The 15,865-nt window shown below is 50.2% G+C and carries 12 protein-coding genes; 6 read left to right on the top strand and 6 right to left on the bottom strand.

Annotated features, from left to right (window positions below):
- Nucleotides 1–153: 153 nt before the first annotated feature.
- The 6 genes from EGO56_RS16520 to EGO56_RS16545 are packed head-to-tail and all read left to right on the top strand — an operon-like array spanning nucleotide 154 to nucleotide 10,947.
- Nucleotides 154–2,190 (top strand): hypothetical protein, encoded by a 2,037-nt coding sequence (locus tag EGO56_RS16520; protein WP_135910249.1) that lies wholly within the window; start codon nucleotides 154–156, stop codon nucleotides 2,188–2,190.
- Entirely contained in the window at nucleotides 2,187–3,050 is an 864-nt protein-coding gene (locus EGO56_RS16525; protein ID WP_135910251.1) for an OmpA family protein, read from the top strand. Before EGO56_RS16520 ends, EGO56_RS16525 begins: the two co-directional genes overlap by 4 nt.
- Nucleotides 3,047–4,372 (top strand): EH signature domain-containing protein, encoded by a 1,326-nt coding sequence (locus EGO56_RS16530; RefSeq protein WP_135910253.1) that lies wholly within the window; start codon nucleotides 3,047–3,049, stop codon nucleotides 4,370–4,372. Before EGO56_RS16525 ends, EGO56_RS16530 begins: the two co-directional genes overlap by 4 nt.
- Complete coding sequence (locus EGO56_RS16535) at nucleotides 4,369–7,497, top strand: DEAD/DEAH box helicase (RefSeq protein ID WP_135910255.1); 3,129 nt, start codon at nucleotides 4,369–4,371, stop codon at nucleotides 7,495–7,497. Before EGO56_RS16530 ends, EGO56_RS16535 begins: the two co-directional genes overlap by 4 nt.
- Before the next feature lie 39 nt (nucleotides 7,498–7,536).
- Nucleotides 7,537–9,711 carry an McrB family protein gene (locus tag EGO56_RS16540; protein ID WP_135910257.1) on the top strand — a complete coding sequence of 725 codons (2,175 nt, stop codon included), beginning with the start codon at nucleotides 7,537–7,539 and terminating at the stop codon, nucleotides 9,709–9,711.
- Nucleotides 9,712–9,714: 3 nt separating this feature from the next.
- A complete protein-coding gene (locus EGO56_RS16545) occupies nucleotides 9,715–10,947 on the top strand; it encodes an McrC family protein (RefSeq protein ID WP_135910259.1) in 1,233 nt (410 codons plus the stop codon).
- Nucleotides 10,948–11,355: 408 nt separating this feature from the next.
- On the opposite strand, the gene EGO56_RS16550 is transcribed toward EGO56_RS16545, so the two are convergent.
- From EGO56_RS16550 to EGO56_RS16575, 6 genes are all read right to left on the bottom strand, one after another.
- Nucleotides 11,356–11,706, bottom strand: coding sequence for a DUF1493 family protein (locus EGO56_RS16550; RefSeq protein WP_135910260.1), 351 nt, complete (start codon nucleotides 11,704–11,706; stop codon nucleotides 11,356–11,358).
- Nucleotides 11,700–12,143 carry an STM2901 family protein gene (locus EGO56_RS16555; RefSeq protein WP_110331299.1) on the bottom strand — a complete coding sequence of 148 codons (444 nt, stop codon included), beginning with the start codon at nucleotides 12,141–12,143 and terminating at the stop codon, nucleotides 11,700–11,702. The genes EGO56_RS16550 and EGO56_RS16555 overlap by 7 nt, the downstream gene beginning before the upstream one ends.
- 275 nt (nucleotides 12,144–12,418) lie before the next feature.
- Nucleotides 12,419–14,749 (bottom strand): phage/plasmid primase, P4 family, encoded by a 2,331-nt coding sequence (locus tag EGO56_RS16560; protein WP_135910261.1) that lies wholly within the window; start codon nucleotides 14,747–14,749, stop codon nucleotides 12,419–12,421.
- A gap of 14 nt (nucleotides 14,750–14,763) precedes the next feature.
- Nucleotides 14,764–15,087, bottom strand: a complete 324-nt coding sequence (locus EGO56_RS16565) for a DUF5375 domain-containing protein (protein WP_135910262.1) — start codon at nucleotides 15,085–15,087, stop codon at nucleotides 14,764–14,766.
- Entirely contained in the window at nucleotides 15,084–15,308 is a 225-nt protein-coding gene (locus EGO56_RS16570; RefSeq protein ID WP_135910263.1) for a hypothetical protein, read from the bottom strand. The genes EGO56_RS16565 and EGO56_RS16570 overlap by 4 nt, the downstream gene beginning before the upstream one ends.
- Nucleotides 15,305–15,844, bottom strand: coding sequence for a host cell division inhibitor Icd-like protein (locus tag EGO56_RS16575; protein ID WP_135910597.1), 540 nt, complete (start codon nucleotides 15,842–15,844; stop codon nucleotides 15,305–15,307). The genes EGO56_RS16570 and EGO56_RS16575 overlap by 4 nt, the downstream gene beginning before the upstream one ends.
- Nucleotides 15,845–15,865: the final 21 nt, after the last annotated feature.

Below are 15,865 nucleotides of genomic sequence, written 5' to 3' on the forward strand. Positions count from 1 at the left end.
AACCGCCAGGTAATTATTTGATTATCAAAATTAAAAATGCAGAACTCAAACTTCTTCTTAAGACGTGCTGTTAAGATAGATAAGAATAATGAAATCTATTAGAGTATTCCCAAAAGAAACACTTCCCTTCTTCTTGTTATCTATGGTGTAAAAATGGATTCGCTGCTGCTTCCCGGCGTGCTGGTGCGTAATGGCATTTTGTCTATCGCTTCAGTTTTAAAAAATGATGCTGCCCCTGGATTTGTCACTATCCTGCTGGTTGCCACGCTTTGCTTTGCCGTTGTCCGCTGGCGCAAGCTGGTAAAAAGCCGCCGCAATGCTCTCAGCAGCATTCACAGCATTATCGCAAACACGCCTGAAGGTCAGTTCAGCCAGCATGTGACTGAAATCGACGCCAGTATTGCAGCAGCCGATAAAACGGAAGAACAAAAGAATGTTGCTGCAGCCTGGTATGAATATCGCGAAACCCACGTAATCGACGATCAGAACGGTACACTTGTCGTGCGCAATGCGGTCCGTCCCAGCCAATTTTTTAATCTGGATGACCTGCACTTTACGCAAGGCTTCTGGCGTATCGTTCCGGGGCTGTTTGTGACTGTAGGGCTATCTCTTACCTTTCTGGGCCTGATTTCTGCGCTTAACTCAATGAGTACTTCTCTGGATGACGGCGGGAGTGCAGCCTTAGAGGGCTTACTTACCATCGCTTCAGCAAAATTCATCATGTCCCTGACCGGTCTCTGCTGTTCGATTGTCTTTACCGTAGCTTTAAGACGCGGTACGTCACATTTAGAAAAAGCGGTTCATGGCCTCAATAGCCTGATTGAAAAGCGTCTGACGTTTATTAGCCTCGAAGATCTTTCTATTCGCCAGTTGAAAGCCACCATCGAGAGCCGCGAGCATTTCCGCAAGCTGGGACTGGAAATGGCTGCTGAGATTGGCCGCCCGCTGCGTGAAGACCTTCCAAGAGCGATCTCGGAATCTATTAGTACAGCTATTACGCCGGTTATCGAACAGGTCAGTCGTTTGGGAAACGATGGTGTGGGAGAAATGGTACAAAACCTCTCTTCACGTTTTTCTGAGGATGTCGGCAGGGCCCTGGCACAAGCCAGCGAACGTATTTCTCTGGCAGGAGACCAGATCAAATTGCTGGCAGAGCGAATGGATAAAAGCTCAGGAAAAATGGGCAATGAAATGGAAAGCGCGATTGGACGCTTAGGCCAGGCGGTGGAAACGCTACGTGATGGCATGCAGCAAACGGCAGAGACGGCAACATCGGCATTCAACCAAGGTGCCGAAAACCTGCTGGCAACCATGAATTCAACCCTGCAGGGCATTAAAGACAATACCGGGGAAGGCGCGCGTGCGATCGGCGAAGCGGCTGCTGATATGAAAGCCGCCGCCTTGGGTATTCGAACCGAACTCGAAGTTGCAGCGAAACAGGGGGCTGAAGCAGCGCAGGCACGTATGTCTGAATCAGCGTCCAAGGCCAGCGACGCGATTGGTCAGGCCGCAACACAAGTGCTGGGTGCTTTTGGCAATACCGCAGGTGAAATCACCAAAGCAACTGAGGCGATGACCCAGAAAGCCAGCAGCGAACTGCTTTCTCCTCTTTCTGTTATCGCTGAAAAACTGGAAGATGTGATGGGCATGCTGACCGAAACCAGCACTGCATTACGACGAGCTTCTGATGGGATTAAAGAAGGTGCTGTCGCCTCGGAGAACGCTTCAGGCAGCTTCCGCACATCCGCCCAATCATTGGCCAGCGCCGCCGATCCGATTCGAGCGATGATGGAGCGTATTGAAGTCAGCACACGCCAGCTGCGTGAGAGCAGTGAGAATAGCCTTTCGGCTATCGCTCAAGCCGCTAAAACCAATGCTGAACAATCTGCAATGACGCTTTCAGCTGCACAAGAGACACTGGGTGGGCAACATCGTGCGGTTGAATCCACGCTGACTAATCTCCAGTCTTTGATTGCGGCTTTACGCGGTCAGGGCGAACGTCTGGATGGCATTGACGAGAAACTTGGCAAGGCATTCGACAGCTACCAACAGCAAGTTGCCACATCGGTTGAAACGCTCTTCGATCATGTCAAAACCTTGCAGAATGAACTCATGCCAGCATTGGACACAATGCAGAGCATTGTCGATCAGGCTGAAAACTTCGCACCGAAACAAGGGCGAATCTCATGAGAGCCAATGCCAGTCGTAAGCGCTCACATGAAGAGGAAGAAGAGTCCGTTTTTGTCTCGATGACAGATATGACGGTCAGCTTTCTTTTCATTGTCATGGTGCTGCTCGCTTTTTTTGCCAGCCGTTACAACGATAAGAACACTGTCCCGCGTGATGAGTATGAACAGGCGGTACAAACACGCGATAAAACCATCGTGGATTTACGCGCTGAGATTGAGTTGTTAAAGCAGGTTGATCCGCTGGAACAGTATATGTCGCAGGCTGCTGCTGCCCGGCTCAACTTACTCTATCAATTGCGCAATAATCTGAAGCATTCATTTCCTGAATTGCCAGTTGATGTCATTCCTGAAGAAGGCACACTGCGCTTTCAGGGAGAAGGTTTGTTTACCAGCAATAGCTATACGCTAAGCGACGATAAGCGAAAAATCGTCGAAGCATTAGCGAAGACGCTCGATTCCCTGCTGCCCTGCTATACCTTCAGCCAAAGCGTCGGATGGAATAAAAGCTGCAATCCATCATTTGCCATTATTGAAGCGGTGCAGATTGAGGGACACACGGACTCTAAAGGCGAAGATGTTTATAACCTGAATCTGTCGACTAACCGTGCTATCACCACATTCACCAGCATGCTTGCCGCAGCGCCAGACCTGGTCGCACATTTTAATATGCGCAACCAACCCGTTCTTTCTGTGGCGGGCTACGGCAAAATGCGTCCAGTTAAGCCCAATGATACCCCACAAAATATGGCGATGAACCGCCGTATTGATCTCCGCATCATTATGCATACACCGGCTAATGCAGCGGAAATTGAAGACATCCGCAAGCGCCTGTTCGAGCCGCTGAGGAAGAGTACGCTATGAAATTGAGCGATGTTTTTCTTAAGCCTGTGGCCCTCTTCAAGCCAGCAATAGCTGTATCAAAAGGTTTAACGGTAAAGATCCAAGCCATTCATGAGCGCTGGCCTGATGTCGTTAAGGAGATTGCCGATCGCGATCGTGAAAAGGTGTTACGCAAGCTGCTTGACCATATAGAACGCTGGGAATGGAATGATGTAAAAATGTCCTTTATCTGCTCTGGCGCACCGATTGTGTTTGATAAAGAATTCAGAACCCAGGAGGAGTTTGCTGTACTTCAGGAGTTCTATTTACGGGAAACCATCGTTACGGACTCACAGCCCTTCATTTCTGCAATGATATCGGCCTATATCCGTAGTTATGAGCCGGGCTCAGTACACACAATCAAAATTAAAAACTGCCTTGATATCGCAAGCGAACATATGAGCGATAAGTGGAAAGATATTGTCGAGCAACTACCCGAATTTTTTAACGCTCACCAGGCGCATCAAGCTTTAGCAGAGAGAATGATGGAGATGGATGCGCCATGGAAAGAGCTTAAACAGTTTGGTATTACACGCCCGCACGATCCGGGGTTAATGTCGTACGCTCATCTGGCCTATATAGCATCACTGGCACCTGGATTGAATGAAAGATCCGCTATTGAGAAGCTATTTGCCTGGTTAAAACCCGATGGCAGAAGTGGCGCTTTGATGAATGGCGCAGCGGAAGCCATCAATGCGCTGTTATCACACTGGTTATATAAACAACCCGACGAAGAACTTTCTCGCTATCTGACCGAAACGCTGGTGGCTTTTTATGAAGATCCGCGCCTGAGCCGCGGTGGCGTATGGGGAAGCGTAGATGAAGCTTGCCGAAACCTGATTATAAGCTGGCTGACACGCGAAAATATTTTGTTCTTTTTAGATGTAGTTTCTGACGTTGAGGACAGCCATATGTGGGAGCCTCGACGCAAGTTCTGGCTCAATTTATACCATCAGGGCAGAATTGATTCAGCATGGGTGGCTTTTAGTGCAGAAGCAGATATGCGGGCCAGATCGATAAAAAAAACTATGCGGGAAAGTGCGACCTTAACCTTCGGACGGCAAGTTGCTGGCAGCCGCAAAAATACCTCATTGCTTATTCTGAAAATCGGACGTTGCATTGTGGTTGAAGGATCACACAACTACAAAGTGCATATTTTTAGCATTGATAATAAAAAAGCGCCTGAACTATTTAGATTGACCTATGACTGCGAACATATCCGCATGCTACCTAATCCTGTTGCGATTCCACACCTCAGCGGTTGGCAGGAAAAAGTACGCGAACAAATTGAGTATCTGTCATGACATTTATTTTCAATCATAATGCAGAGGCGATTACCCTCAATATTGCTGAAGAAAAGCAGAGCTTCATTAATCGCCTGTTTAAAAGACAGCAGCCCGCGACTTTGTCTGGCCTGACACATAACGATCGCGCCTTAGCTTTCGCTATCGCCGATCTGAAAGCGCTGGCAGAAGAATTTAGTGAACCCTTACACATCAGTGATGACGCTATCGTATTGAGTCATCATCTGGCAGGCAGACTAGACGCCGAAACGGCGCAAGCTTTGGGTATGCCTCCTCTCGTCGATCTGACATTGAAAACCGATATCGAAGGCTCACTTGGGAGCGATACCTTTCGCCTGCAGCATGAATGGCTACGCAATGGTGTTCGCCAGCTACCACACCGGACCGGATCAATTTTAACCACATCTCAAGGGCCACGCCGGTTGCCATTATGGATGATGGAGGCTGTTGAAGTTGCCGAAGACTTTACGCCAGGCGGCGGAGAAGCATCGGACTGGGAATCGCTGGCGCGCTTCCGTCAGGCCCTTGATCCTGGCGTCCAGATGGGCCATGAAATCAATGCCGTTCGTGTCTCGCTGACTGACTTTATGCAAGGTTTAGAAGTTCGCATTGCCGATCGTTTTTCTATTTCCACCAGCTCAAAGGGTGCTGATGATTTCGAAATCGTCCCTTTTTCCGGTAAGAGTATAGAAGAACTGGAAAGCAGTGGAGAGGCAGTTAGCGAGTCTGCAGGTGAGCTAAGTGAACAAACATTACGTCGGTTCCAGCAACGTGTCAGAACTCAAGGAGCGCTTTCCGCTTACCGTGTTGGCGAAGGCAATTATCTGGTCATTGACCGCAGCGCTCGGCCCACCCTCGATGTCATGGTGGAGAAGCAAAAGTCTTCACCTGACGAAAGACGCGCTTTTATTGAAAACCCACGACCTGCAATTACCAGTGCTGTTGAAAAATACTTAAGACAATCAGGCAGGCTGGATGGTCTCGACGATGTGGGTGAAGAAGAAGCTATTGAAGCTGCAGCAGGTCCTGCATTTGTTGAAACCATTGAATATTCCGAGCGTGTTAAAGGAATTTTGCATTATCGAAAAGGTGCTGTTTCTACGCCTATGACCGGAGAAACGGTCTGGTTGCCTGAGGTAATCCCTGATGCCCTGACCAACATTATCGCTGCGATGGATAGCCAGGTGCTGGCAAGCATCTGCGATCAGTTGCGTAATGCTATAGATGCATCTCAGAATGAAGTTGAGATCGCGTCTCATCCTGTTAAAGCCACAGAAGAGACATTGCACGCGCTAGAAACGCGTTTGGCTGATCTAAAAGAGATAGAAGGTTCAGCGGAAACAACAGAAATTGAAGATACGTCTGCGGTTAATGGTCTACCTCCCGCTACGGTAATCCTGGATACCAAAGACAACTTTGAGGAGCTGTTCTGGCAGCCTGACCTTAAAGAGCGTTCCGTATTTATTGATGAACAACTTCCCGCAGGCATTAAAACAGTTTTGCGGCCGCATCAGCTTGAGAGCTTTAGCTTGCAGCTTTCATCATGGAAGTCAGGCATGCCAGGCATTTTGAACGCAGATGAGCAAGGCTTAGGTAAGACACTTCAGACCATTGCCTTTCTACGCTGGTTAAAAGAGAACAATAACGTCAGTACTGTCAGCAATAAAGAGCGCGGACCAGTACTTATTGTTGCGCCGACATCGTTGCTGGAAAACTGGAATGCTGAGGTAAGGCAGCATACTGATAGTGATGGACTTGGCCATTTGCTGCGCCTCTATGGTTCATCTTTAAGCCAGTATAAAGATTTCGATGCTAAAGGTGTCGAGACAAAAGATGGCAATACCTTACTGAATTTTCAGCAGTTGCATGAGGCAATCAAAGAAGGAAAAGGTCATCGCTTTTGGATATTAACGACATATACAACGCTGACTAATTACCAACACTCCTTTGCGAAGATCCATTTCTCAGCTGTAGTGTTCGATGAAATACAAGCCGTCAAAAATCCTGACTCACTGCGAGCTCGTGCCGCCCGCGCCGTCAATGCTGATTATCGAATTGGCCTGACAGGCACGCCAATAGAAAACACCACGACAGACTTATGGGCAGTAATGGACCAGTTGGCCCCTGGTTCTTTGGATACGTTACGTAATTTCAATACGCTGTATAGCGAACCTGATGAGCAAAATATGCTTCAGCTGTATCAGCGAGTCTTTGAACCTCACAATCAACTGCCACCTTTAGCGTTTCGCCGTTTAAAAGAAGATGTTGCGAAAGAGCTGCCTGCAAAAACACGCTTTCTTCATCCGCGCCTGATGCCGGAAGGACAAGCTATTGCTTACGAAACAGCCCGGTTAAAACTTTCTCAGGGCGGTCCCGGCGCTGCACTTAAAATGCTGCAGCATATCCGCGGCGTTTCAGTACATCCAGCTATGGAAATGAGCGGCGACAATCAGAGTTTTATCGATGCCTCTGCGCGTCTGAATGCATGCTTTGAGATTTTGCATCGTATTAAAGCAAAAGGTGAGCGTGTTTTAGTTTTCATTGAACACCGGAAAATGCAGTTCCGGTTTATGGAACTGGCTCGCCAGGAATTCGGGCTTGAACATATTGATCATATTAACGGCGACACGCCCATTCAGAAGCGCCAGGCTATCGTGCGTCGATTCCAGCACCATCTTGAGCAAGATGGTGGCTTTGACTTGCTGGTGCTCGGCCCTAAAGCAGCCGGAACGGGTTTAACGTTGACTGCCGCAACACATGTCATTCACCTGTCTCGCTGGTGGAACCCTGCTGTTGAAGAGCAATGTAATGACCGTGTACATCGTATCGGCCAGCAGCACCCAGTCCAAATCCATATGCCAATGGCCATACATGCTGGCTACCAAGAACACTCTTTCGACTGTTTACTCCAGGGGCTTATGTCACGCAAACGAAGTTTAGCGCGAGCGGCCCTCTGGCCAATGGGTGACAGTGCTAGTGACATCTCACAGCTACAGGCCGCTTTAAGAAAAGACAAGTCTGAGGCGAGCGGAGATATTTTAGAAACAAGCATCCGAATGATGTTTGAAAGAGATGCTGAAAATGATGGTACGCGAATGGACGATGGATCATATCGAATCAGTTAGCTTCGTAATTTGCTCACTATTTAACAGAGGATAACAAGGATGAGCCGCTATACCGGTGAAGAACAAGCAGAACAAATTTTAAAAGCAGCCAGTGAATGGCGGCAACGTTGCCTGATTAATGGCGGCTCACTTTTCAGCAATAAAAACCTCTGGGATAGTCAGCATCTGGTCGAAATTGAGCGCGATGTGGTCAACAGTCAGCTAGAGCTTGAAGGCAACTTTATTCATCGTCTTAAGGAACAGCTGGCCAGCGTCACTCCAGAGGCGAAGCAGCTCACTGCAGAGATGTTATGGCTACTCTTTCTTTGTGCCAGTAACATCAGCGTCAGAACCAAGCGTGAGCAGATAACCACTATCTGGGAGCTTGCTGGTGAAGCGCTAAATAATGATAACCCATTACTAAAAGATGCGGTGCTTTCAGGCGTAGGCAGTGCTGGGACTGGATTCAACACTTTCCGGGCGCGTGAGTTTGCTTATCTTACTAACGTCCTGAAAGCGTTATTAGCACTATCATTAGCTGAGCGTGAAGCTCGTCTGAGTGATGGCTTCGCCTTTGCAGAGTGGCTAAGCATAATCCCTGAAAATGCCAGCCGCCAGTTCCGCCATATGCTGATGTTTATGCTGTTTCCGGATGAATTTGAACGCATCTTTAGTAACAATGATCGCCGCATCATTATCCACGCCTTCAAGCCACAACAAAAAGAAGAGCTGTCAGCTGTGGGAATGGACAGAGCGCTGCTTGAGATCCGTCGTGAACAGGAAGAAAAACAGAATAGTAAGCAGCTCGACTTCTACGTTCCACCGCTATCGGAAATCTGGCAAAAACGCGAAGAGGTTGTCGCAAAACCTGTAGCGATAACACCAATTGATAAAGTGCTTACACATCAGGAAATCATCAACCCTCTTAATTTAGTTTTATTTGGCCCACCAGGTACAGGTAAAACTTATGAACTTAATAAATTAAAGGAAAAGTACACAAGCAATGCTAATAGCATTTCACGAAAGGAATGGCTGGCGGAACAGTTAGCCAATAGCACCTGGTGCGATATTATATACATGTGCATTCGAGACTTAGGTTATAAAGCCAGTCTATCTCAAATAGCAAATCACGAATACTTTATTGCGAAGTCAAAACTTCATACTGGGAATGCTGATGTTAAATCAACTTTAAGATCAACTCTCCAACGACATACGAGTAAGTTCTCTACTACAGTTAATCATCAAAAACGCTTGTCTCCATCTTTATTTGATAAAGATGCTGATGGTCTATGGTATATCATTCCAGATACTGAAGATGACTCAGCTCATCTGGATGAGCTACAAGAGAGGCTCAAGCGGCAACCTGCTGCCACAGAAATAATCAGCCGCTATGAATTCGTCACCTTTCACCAAGCTTATAGTTATGAAGATTTCGTCGAAGGTATTCGTCCGGAAATGGACGAAGAAAGCGGTGAATTAAGCTACTCGCCGCAAGACGGAGTTTTTCGCCTTATCTGTAAGCGTGCCGAAGCTGATCCAGAGCATCGCTACGCTATATTTATCGATGAAATAAACCGTGGCAATGTGGCAAAAATTTTTGGCGAGCTAATCACGTTAATTGAAACCGACAAACGCACTAACGGCGACAAAGGCATGCGTATTACATTGCCCTATTCTCGTAAGCCATTTGGCGTGCCTGATAACCTGGATATTTACGGCACGATGAACACCGCTGACCGTTCCATTGCACTGCTGGATACCGCTTTACGTCGTCGTTTCCGTTTCAAGGAACTGATGCCGGACAGTAGCAAAATTGCTGGCTCAGACGGTGCGGGAAATATTATTGATGAAGATGGAGGCCAGATTGACCTTCGAGAACTGCTGGATGCGATGAATCACCGTATCCGCTTTCTTTTGAGCCGTGATCTTATGCTCGGGCATGCTTATCTTTGCTCCGTTACTAACCTTACACAGCTAAAGACAGTTTTCCTGAATCAGTTTATTCCTCTTCTACAGGAATACTTCTATGAAGACTGGCACAAAATCCAGCTGGTATTCCGCGATATCGACGCTACCGGTAAGCTGGTGGAGGCTCCACTGATTGGCCATGTTAAGCTGACCAGTAAAGATGTTTTCGGCTTTACCCATGATGACTTTGAAGAGGTCGTTGAATACCGTGTTTCAACTGCCCAGGAAATTACGCCCGACTCGATTCGCAAAATTTACGAGGATTAAACCGTGGCGGAAATATTGTCGGTTATTGAACATAGCTCGCTACCGATTATTGCAGAAAGAACCATAGATCAGTACGCGCTGGGCATTCATCATGCCCGCTTGCTGGAAAAGCTGGCGCCAAGTCTTCCTGCCGGCACCTTTAGCTGGGGCCATCAATCGATTCGTTTCGCACAATTTTGCGGCGTAATTCAGCTAGACGATTTAACACTTGAAATCCTGCCTAAGATACATGGTAAAGAGGAACAGCCTGAATCGTGCCGTGCAGCAATGGTGCAAATGCTGCATACCGCCCGACTCATGCGTACACATAAAGGGGCGCAGGCGAGTATCAATACTCAGCAACATAGCCTACTGGATATATTTATCCAGCACTTTTGCCATGATTTGCATACGCAGATCCTCCAGGGCAAGTTACGCAATTATATAGAACAGGAAGAAAACCTGTCAGTAATGCGCGGCCGCCTGGTTATCCCACAACATGTCCGGCACAACTTAGTTCATAAAGAACGTCTTTATTGTCGCTTCGACGAGTTTAGCGAAGACATGCTGTTAAATCAGATACTCCGCTTTACCCTACGCCTGCTAATACCTTGGACACGCTCCGGCAAAACCAAAAAAAAGTTAATCGAACTGTTAATGCATTTTAATGGCATTAATGATGCACCCATCACTCTGCAATCATTCAAGTTACTTAAAAACGATCGCATTACCCAACGATTTCAGCCTGTACTTGAACAGTGTCGATTGTTTATTGCCGCGATCAAACCAGATGTACTAGCGGGCAGCACGCCGCTGTTTTCATTGCTGTTTGATATGAATCGTCTGTTTGAAGCATGGGTAGCAGAAAAGCTGAAGCCTTGGGCACACCATCAGGGCTGGCATCTTCGTACTCAAGGCCCCCGAAAATATCTGGCAATGCACGACAATGATTCCCCAAAATTTCAATTAAGGCCGGATATTGCATTAGTTGATGACGATGGAAATCCGCAGTTAATAGCGGACACTAAGTGGAAATTGCTGAACGCAGCAGATAGAAAACTCGGGGTTTCCAGTAGCGATATGTATCAGCTTTATGCCTATGCAGGATGCTATAAGGTCTCACGCTTGCAGTTAATTTACCCAAGGCAGTCAGGTTTGCTTTCAGACTATAATTTTATGCTCCAGGGGATGCATGCGCCAAGACTTACAGTAAAAACAATCGATATAGACGGCTTCACGGAAATGGCATGGGATTAACTTCCCGTTGAGATTTTAAATTATTCGAGCCCGTTAAAAATAGCAAAGTATGTCCTGGATTTAATGAACTTACAGATTGAGAGAGTTGTGAGAAAAGACAATTTCGGTAGACACCAAATCCCAGACACAAAAAAAGCCGCCCTTGAGCGACTTTAATTCGTATACCTGGTGCCGAAGGCCGGACTCAAACAACACTGCAACCATATGTTTTTTATGAAGATAAAATCACAAAAAACTAAGAATGCCCCCTTTTGTGCCCCCACTTTATTTTAATCAATTTTTAAGGGCAGATGATCTCTAAGATTGAAGAGTAGCCAACCAGCAGATTCCCCGACCGATAAGTTAGGCTCCGAAAGACGGAACCTAACCGCACTGGCCCTTACTGGACGAGATAGCAACTTGCATCGATTAGCTGAAAAGCCACCGTCCGGCTTTCGCTGATTCGACGAGCATATGAATCGTCAAGGGTTTCGGTTCAACGTCAGGGAGCTTTTGGGATTTAGGCCTTAAGAAGTTAGGTAGAAATCCTTTTTCATAAGGCCAATATGCAAGAAAATCAAATTCGCTGCTATCGACGCTAAATCGCTCGAAATAGTCATTCATTATTTCGTCGCCAGTTTCTCTGGCCCAGGGATATTTACCTGTTGATAGACTGGTTTCAAGCGTTAGCTCAGGCTTATTTTTTGCAAAAAGAGGCTTAGAATTATAATTATTGTCATACCATTCCAACACAGCGCTTTCCATTGTGTCTTTTACCATAACTTGTCACCTTCCTTTGCAATCAGGTTATAGCTGTGAGTCGTTTTCCATGCAATTTGAACCACGTCATTCATGATAAATCCTATACCCAATATGGGTATCCAGCGCCCAGCGAAAGCACCCAGGTTATTTACGTAACTGAATCTCAATCCTTTAATGCTTTCGGTAGTAAGTGTTGGCCAGCGGTGCACTCTGATCTTTAACCAAACACGAAGATTTGCACTCAAGATTGAGGTTCCCTTAGTTGTTCCGGCTGGTTTTGCGCGCGTGGTTTGGGTTGGTTGACCTAAAATTATTAGTGCTAAAGTGGCTACATCTTCCACACCAAGCTGTTTCTGAGCCTCATCCAGGAACACGAAGAAAAAAAGCTCTCCAGCGGAAAGATTGAACATTCCTTTGTAAAAATACGTCCCTTTCAGCTCTTCGACAGTATCCATTACGCATCTCCTTTATGACTGTCTCAGTACCTTATCTACCGAATTGAGGTTCGTCCATAATCAAAATTTGAGATTTATTAATTGCAGTAGAGGATACTGAATTCAAATTTTCGATAAAAAAAGATTTTACAGAAAACCCTTCACATTGTTCACCTTTCATTTTTATTTATATATATCAGTTAATTACCTGATGAATGATAGATGTAGGGTGAAGGATATCATTCATCACTGGTGAAATTCAGGCATAAAAAACCGGCTTTCGCCGGTTTAGATAGTCATGCTGCTGGAGGGGCGTCGCACTTTGGCAGCCAGTCGGTGCTACTTTCTTCCGTCAGATCAAGGTTGGTCTGAACACCCAGCTTTGTCCGGCGCTTCATGTAGTGCTGTCCGTATTCCCGCATGATGCTCTCCAGCGACAGGCCGAACATCTTCATGCTGAGCGGATTCCTGTAGCCGTTGGCCTCCATGTAAGCAAGATAGGCGTGATAGAGGTAACGCCTGGGCTGAAGCGGCCTGATACTTGCGTTCCCCATATAGAGCGCATTTGGCTCCGGCGTGGTGAACAGGTAGCCGCAGAAGTCCACCATCGGATCCGCATCACGCTTGATGCGCATCGCCTCGTCAGAGTTCTGCTGCGACTGAAGCAGCGACCGGGCCTGCTGTGGCTGGCTGAACTGCTGCATCAGCTGACGCACAATGACGGCCAGCTCACCGCTGATTTTTTCCTTCAGCTGCGGGTCACGTTCGTCTGCCGGGATGATTTCCGGGAAGTGCAGTATCACCCGGCGGCGCGACACGCCCCCGCTGCGGTCGGTAAAGCGCATCGGGTTGTTGTTCACCGCCAGAATCACCGCCGGTATGTGGGTTGAATAGGCGTCGCGGTACTTCGGGTCAACGGACACCGCATCGCCACCGGTAATCGCCTTGATGCCCGCGCCGTCGCCGCTCCACTTTTCCTGGTCGGGCAGGATAATCAGCGAATACCCAATCACCGCCGCGCGTTCGCGGGACGACTCCAGCGTTTCGATGGTCGCGGAGGTGGTGTTGTCCGTTCCGGCCAGCATGGTGGCGATTTCCGCCATGATGCTCTTACCGCTGCCCCCGGGGCCGGTGACCTCCAGAAACAGCTGCCAGTCGTAACGGTTCGCCAGCACCATAAACAGCGCAGCCAGAATGATGTCGCGTTTGGCCGGGTTACGTCCGGCGGCGCGGTCGAGCCACTGCCAGAAGTGCGGCGCATGGTCTGCCAATGTTTCACCCTGAACGGGCTTCGTATAGTCCACCTCGCTGACCGTGCGCAGCCAGAAGTCTTTGCTGTGCGGGCTGAAGCCGCCGGTGCGGGTGTCCAGCACGCCGTTACGGAAGCCAATCAGGCGACGCGCCGGGTCGGCCTGCTGTGGCAGCATCAGCTTCAGCGTGTCCACTACGCCCGAAATTTTGCCCGCCGAAAACGGTGCGCGCAGGCGCTGGAACAGCTTCGCCACGTCGCGCTCAAACTGCTTCCCGGAAATCACCTTCCACGCGCCGGAGCGGTAACGGGACAGAATTTCCCCGCTGGCGTCCACGGCCAGCGCGCTGCGGTAGTGCTCCGCCACGCGCTCCGCCTTTTCGCTGGCGCTCATGGCCGAAAACTCCGCCTCGCTCATCACGTCGAACGGACTGGCGGCGGGTGGCGTGGCGGCTCCGGCCAGCGCCCGCCGGGTGCTTTCCTCACCGTGCTGCATGAAGGCGTCATTCCAGTCGCCGAACACCGGCGGCAGGGCCACGGCGGCGTGGCTGGCTTCAGCGGCCTGCTTTGCTTTCTTCTGCCCGTCGCCGTTCAGGTCGCGGTCGGCGGCAATCAGCAGAGGCAGCGTGGCGTGCTTTTCACGGGCAAGGCCAGCCAGAGAAAGGAGATTGACGGACGACAGGGCAATCCACACCTCATCCCCGGTCAGGTTGTGTACCGTCAGGCCGGTGGCGTAGCCCTCCGTCAGCCAGATGCGCGCTGCCGGTTTGCCGGTGCTGAGAACGTGGCACGCGCCTTTGACCTGGCCGCCCTTCAGCGTGCGCTTCTCGCCCGCGGCGTTAATCAGCTGCACGTTCACCAGCTGCCCGCCCGTATCGTGCAGGGGAACGAGCAGGTCACCGGCACGATACGCCGTGAGCGCGACTTTCTGCGGCTTCGCCAGCGTCAGGCAGGACTGCTCCGGCCAGCCCTTACGGGACAGGTAGGCGTTCCCGTTGGCCTGCTGCGCGGTGCTGACCAGCTGCTGTGCCTGCTTCACGGCGGCCGCACGGGCAGCTTCGTTATCTTCGCCCGCGCTGGCGACAGGCGTACTGTCCACCGGTGGCAGGCTGCCGGTCAGGCTGTTTACCCGCGCAGCGGCTTCGGTCAGGCTCAGTGAGAGGGCCTTTTTCACCAGGTCCATGCCGTCACCGGCACCGCACTGATTACAAATCCACGTGCCGCGTCCCTCCTGGTCGTCAAAGCGGAAGCGGTCGGTTCCGCCGCACACCGGGCAGGAGGTATGGCGGTTCTTCACCACCTTCACGCCCAGTGCGGGCAGAATGCGGGGCCACTGGCCCCGCGCGGCCTTTGCCGCGTCTGATACGGTCATTTTCATTATTCTGTTCTCCCTCAGTGCAGCACCGGCGCGTCTTTGAGGCGCCCGCAGAGTTCATCCATCACCACCTGTCCCAGAAAGCTCAGGCACGGAACCGACTTGAGCGGCCCGGCGGCCAGCAGGTCGTCGAGCAGCGCGCAGGCAATTTCCTGACCGCGCTGGCGTCCGTGCTGGCGCAGATAGAAGCCTTCCAGCTCGGTTTCAATGGCGTGCTCAAGGCGCGCCAGCGTCAGGCCGGGATAGCGCTTCTGTTCGCGGCAGACGGTCAGCCAGGCGCAGGCCACCGCGCGGCGGGACAGCGCGGCCCGCAGCTCAGTTGAAAGGGTACGCGCGCTCATGGCTCAACCTCTTCGTTCATCCAGCCGTCCTGACAGCGGTTTACCACCCCGTCCAGCTGTTCGGTGATAAGAAACACAAGAGAAGCCAGCTGCGCCTGCTGTGTGGCCGGTGGCTGTTCGTGGCACTCCTGAAGCAGGGTCATGTCGCTGATAAAGCGCCCGGCGTTGCGAAGGTGCTCAAGGCATAACAGGTCGGCGTGGGAAATGGTGGCGTGAGTCATGCGCGCACCTCCCGGACCGGCAGGCGGGCGGCAAGGGACAGCACGTAATCGCGGGCCAGCTTCTGGCGGGCGGCACGTTCGTCAGCGGCAACGGTGCGGAGCATGTGGATACGCTGCTGGCGCTCAGTACGGCGCACGGCGGCAAAGACGAAAACAAACTGAGGGTATGGGGAATTCAGGACCGTAGCCATGATGGCAGTCTCCATTGAGTAGCGGTTATCGCCACCACCGGAAACGCCAATTTCACTGGTGGTAGCCCGGACGGGGTTGGCGTAACCGGCCTCAATGGATACCGGCGCTTCGTGAGAAGCCCCCGCCCGGGCCACCATTACACAGACGGCACTACGGCAATAAAACCGCAGCCCGAAAAATGGTTGCACTAAGGCATGGACACAAAAAAAGACGCATTGGGCGTCTGGTGTCGCCATTGAGATATTCAGGACGCCAATCCCGGCTGCCGATTTTGCGACAGCAGAAAGACTGTACCAGGGAATGGCCCCGGCGCGCAAGCCGGGGAACACAGGAAAATGCAGCATGGCGGAAAATCTCAAGAGTTG

This window comes from Pantoea vagans, from assembly GCF_004792415.1.
GTDB lineage: Bacteria > Pseudomonadota > Gammaproteobacteria > Enterobacterales > Enterobacteriaceae > Pantoea > Pantoea vagans.

Excerpts from the sequence above, each read along its gene's own strand:
- EGO56_RS16530 (WP_135910253.1), top strand. The coding sequence starts at position 3,047 with ATGAAATTGAGCGATGTTTTTCTTAAGCCTGTGGCCCTCTTCAAGCCA.
- EGO56_RS16540 (WP_135910257.1), top strand. The coding sequence starts at position 7,537 with ATGAGCCGCTATACCGGTGAAGAACAAGCAGAACAAATTTTAAAAGCA.
- EGO56_RS16535 (WP_135910255.1), top strand. The coding sequence starts at position 4,369 with ATGACATTTATTTTCAATCATAATGCAGAGGCGATTACCCTCAATATT.
- EGO56_RS16555 (WP_110331299.1), bottom strand. The coding sequence starts at position 12,143 with ATGGATACTGTCGAAGAGCTGAAAGGGACGTATTTTTACAAAGGAATG.
- EGO56_RS16520 (WP_135910249.1), top strand. The coding sequence starts at position 154 with ATGGATTCGCTGCTGCTTCCCGGCGTGCTGGTGCGTAATGGCATTTTG.
- EGO56_RS16575 (WP_135910597.1), bottom strand. The coding sequence starts at position 15,844 with ATGCTGCATTTTCCTGTGTTCCCCGGCTTGCGCGCCGGGGCCATTCCC.
- EGO56_RS16525 (WP_135910251.1), top strand. The coding sequence starts at position 2,187 with ATGAGAGCCAATGCCAGTCGTAAGCGCTCACATGAAGAGGAAGAAGAG.
- EGO56_RS16560 (WP_135910261.1), bottom strand. The coding sequence starts at position 14,749 with ATGAAAATGACCGTATCAGACGCGGCAAAGGCCGCGCGGGGCCAGTGG.
- EGO56_RS16570 (WP_135910263.1), bottom strand. The coding sequence starts at position 15,308 with ATGACTCACGCCACCATTTCCCACGCCGACCTGTTATGCCTTGAGCAC.
- EGO56_RS16565 (WP_135910262.1), bottom strand. The coding sequence starts at position 15,087 with ATGAGCGCGCGTACCCTTTCAACTGAGCTGCGGGCCGCGCTGTCCCGC.
- EGO56_RS16550 (WP_135910260.1), bottom strand. The coding sequence starts at position 11,706 with ATGGTAAAAGACACAATGGAAAGCGCTGTGTTGGAATGGTATGACAAT.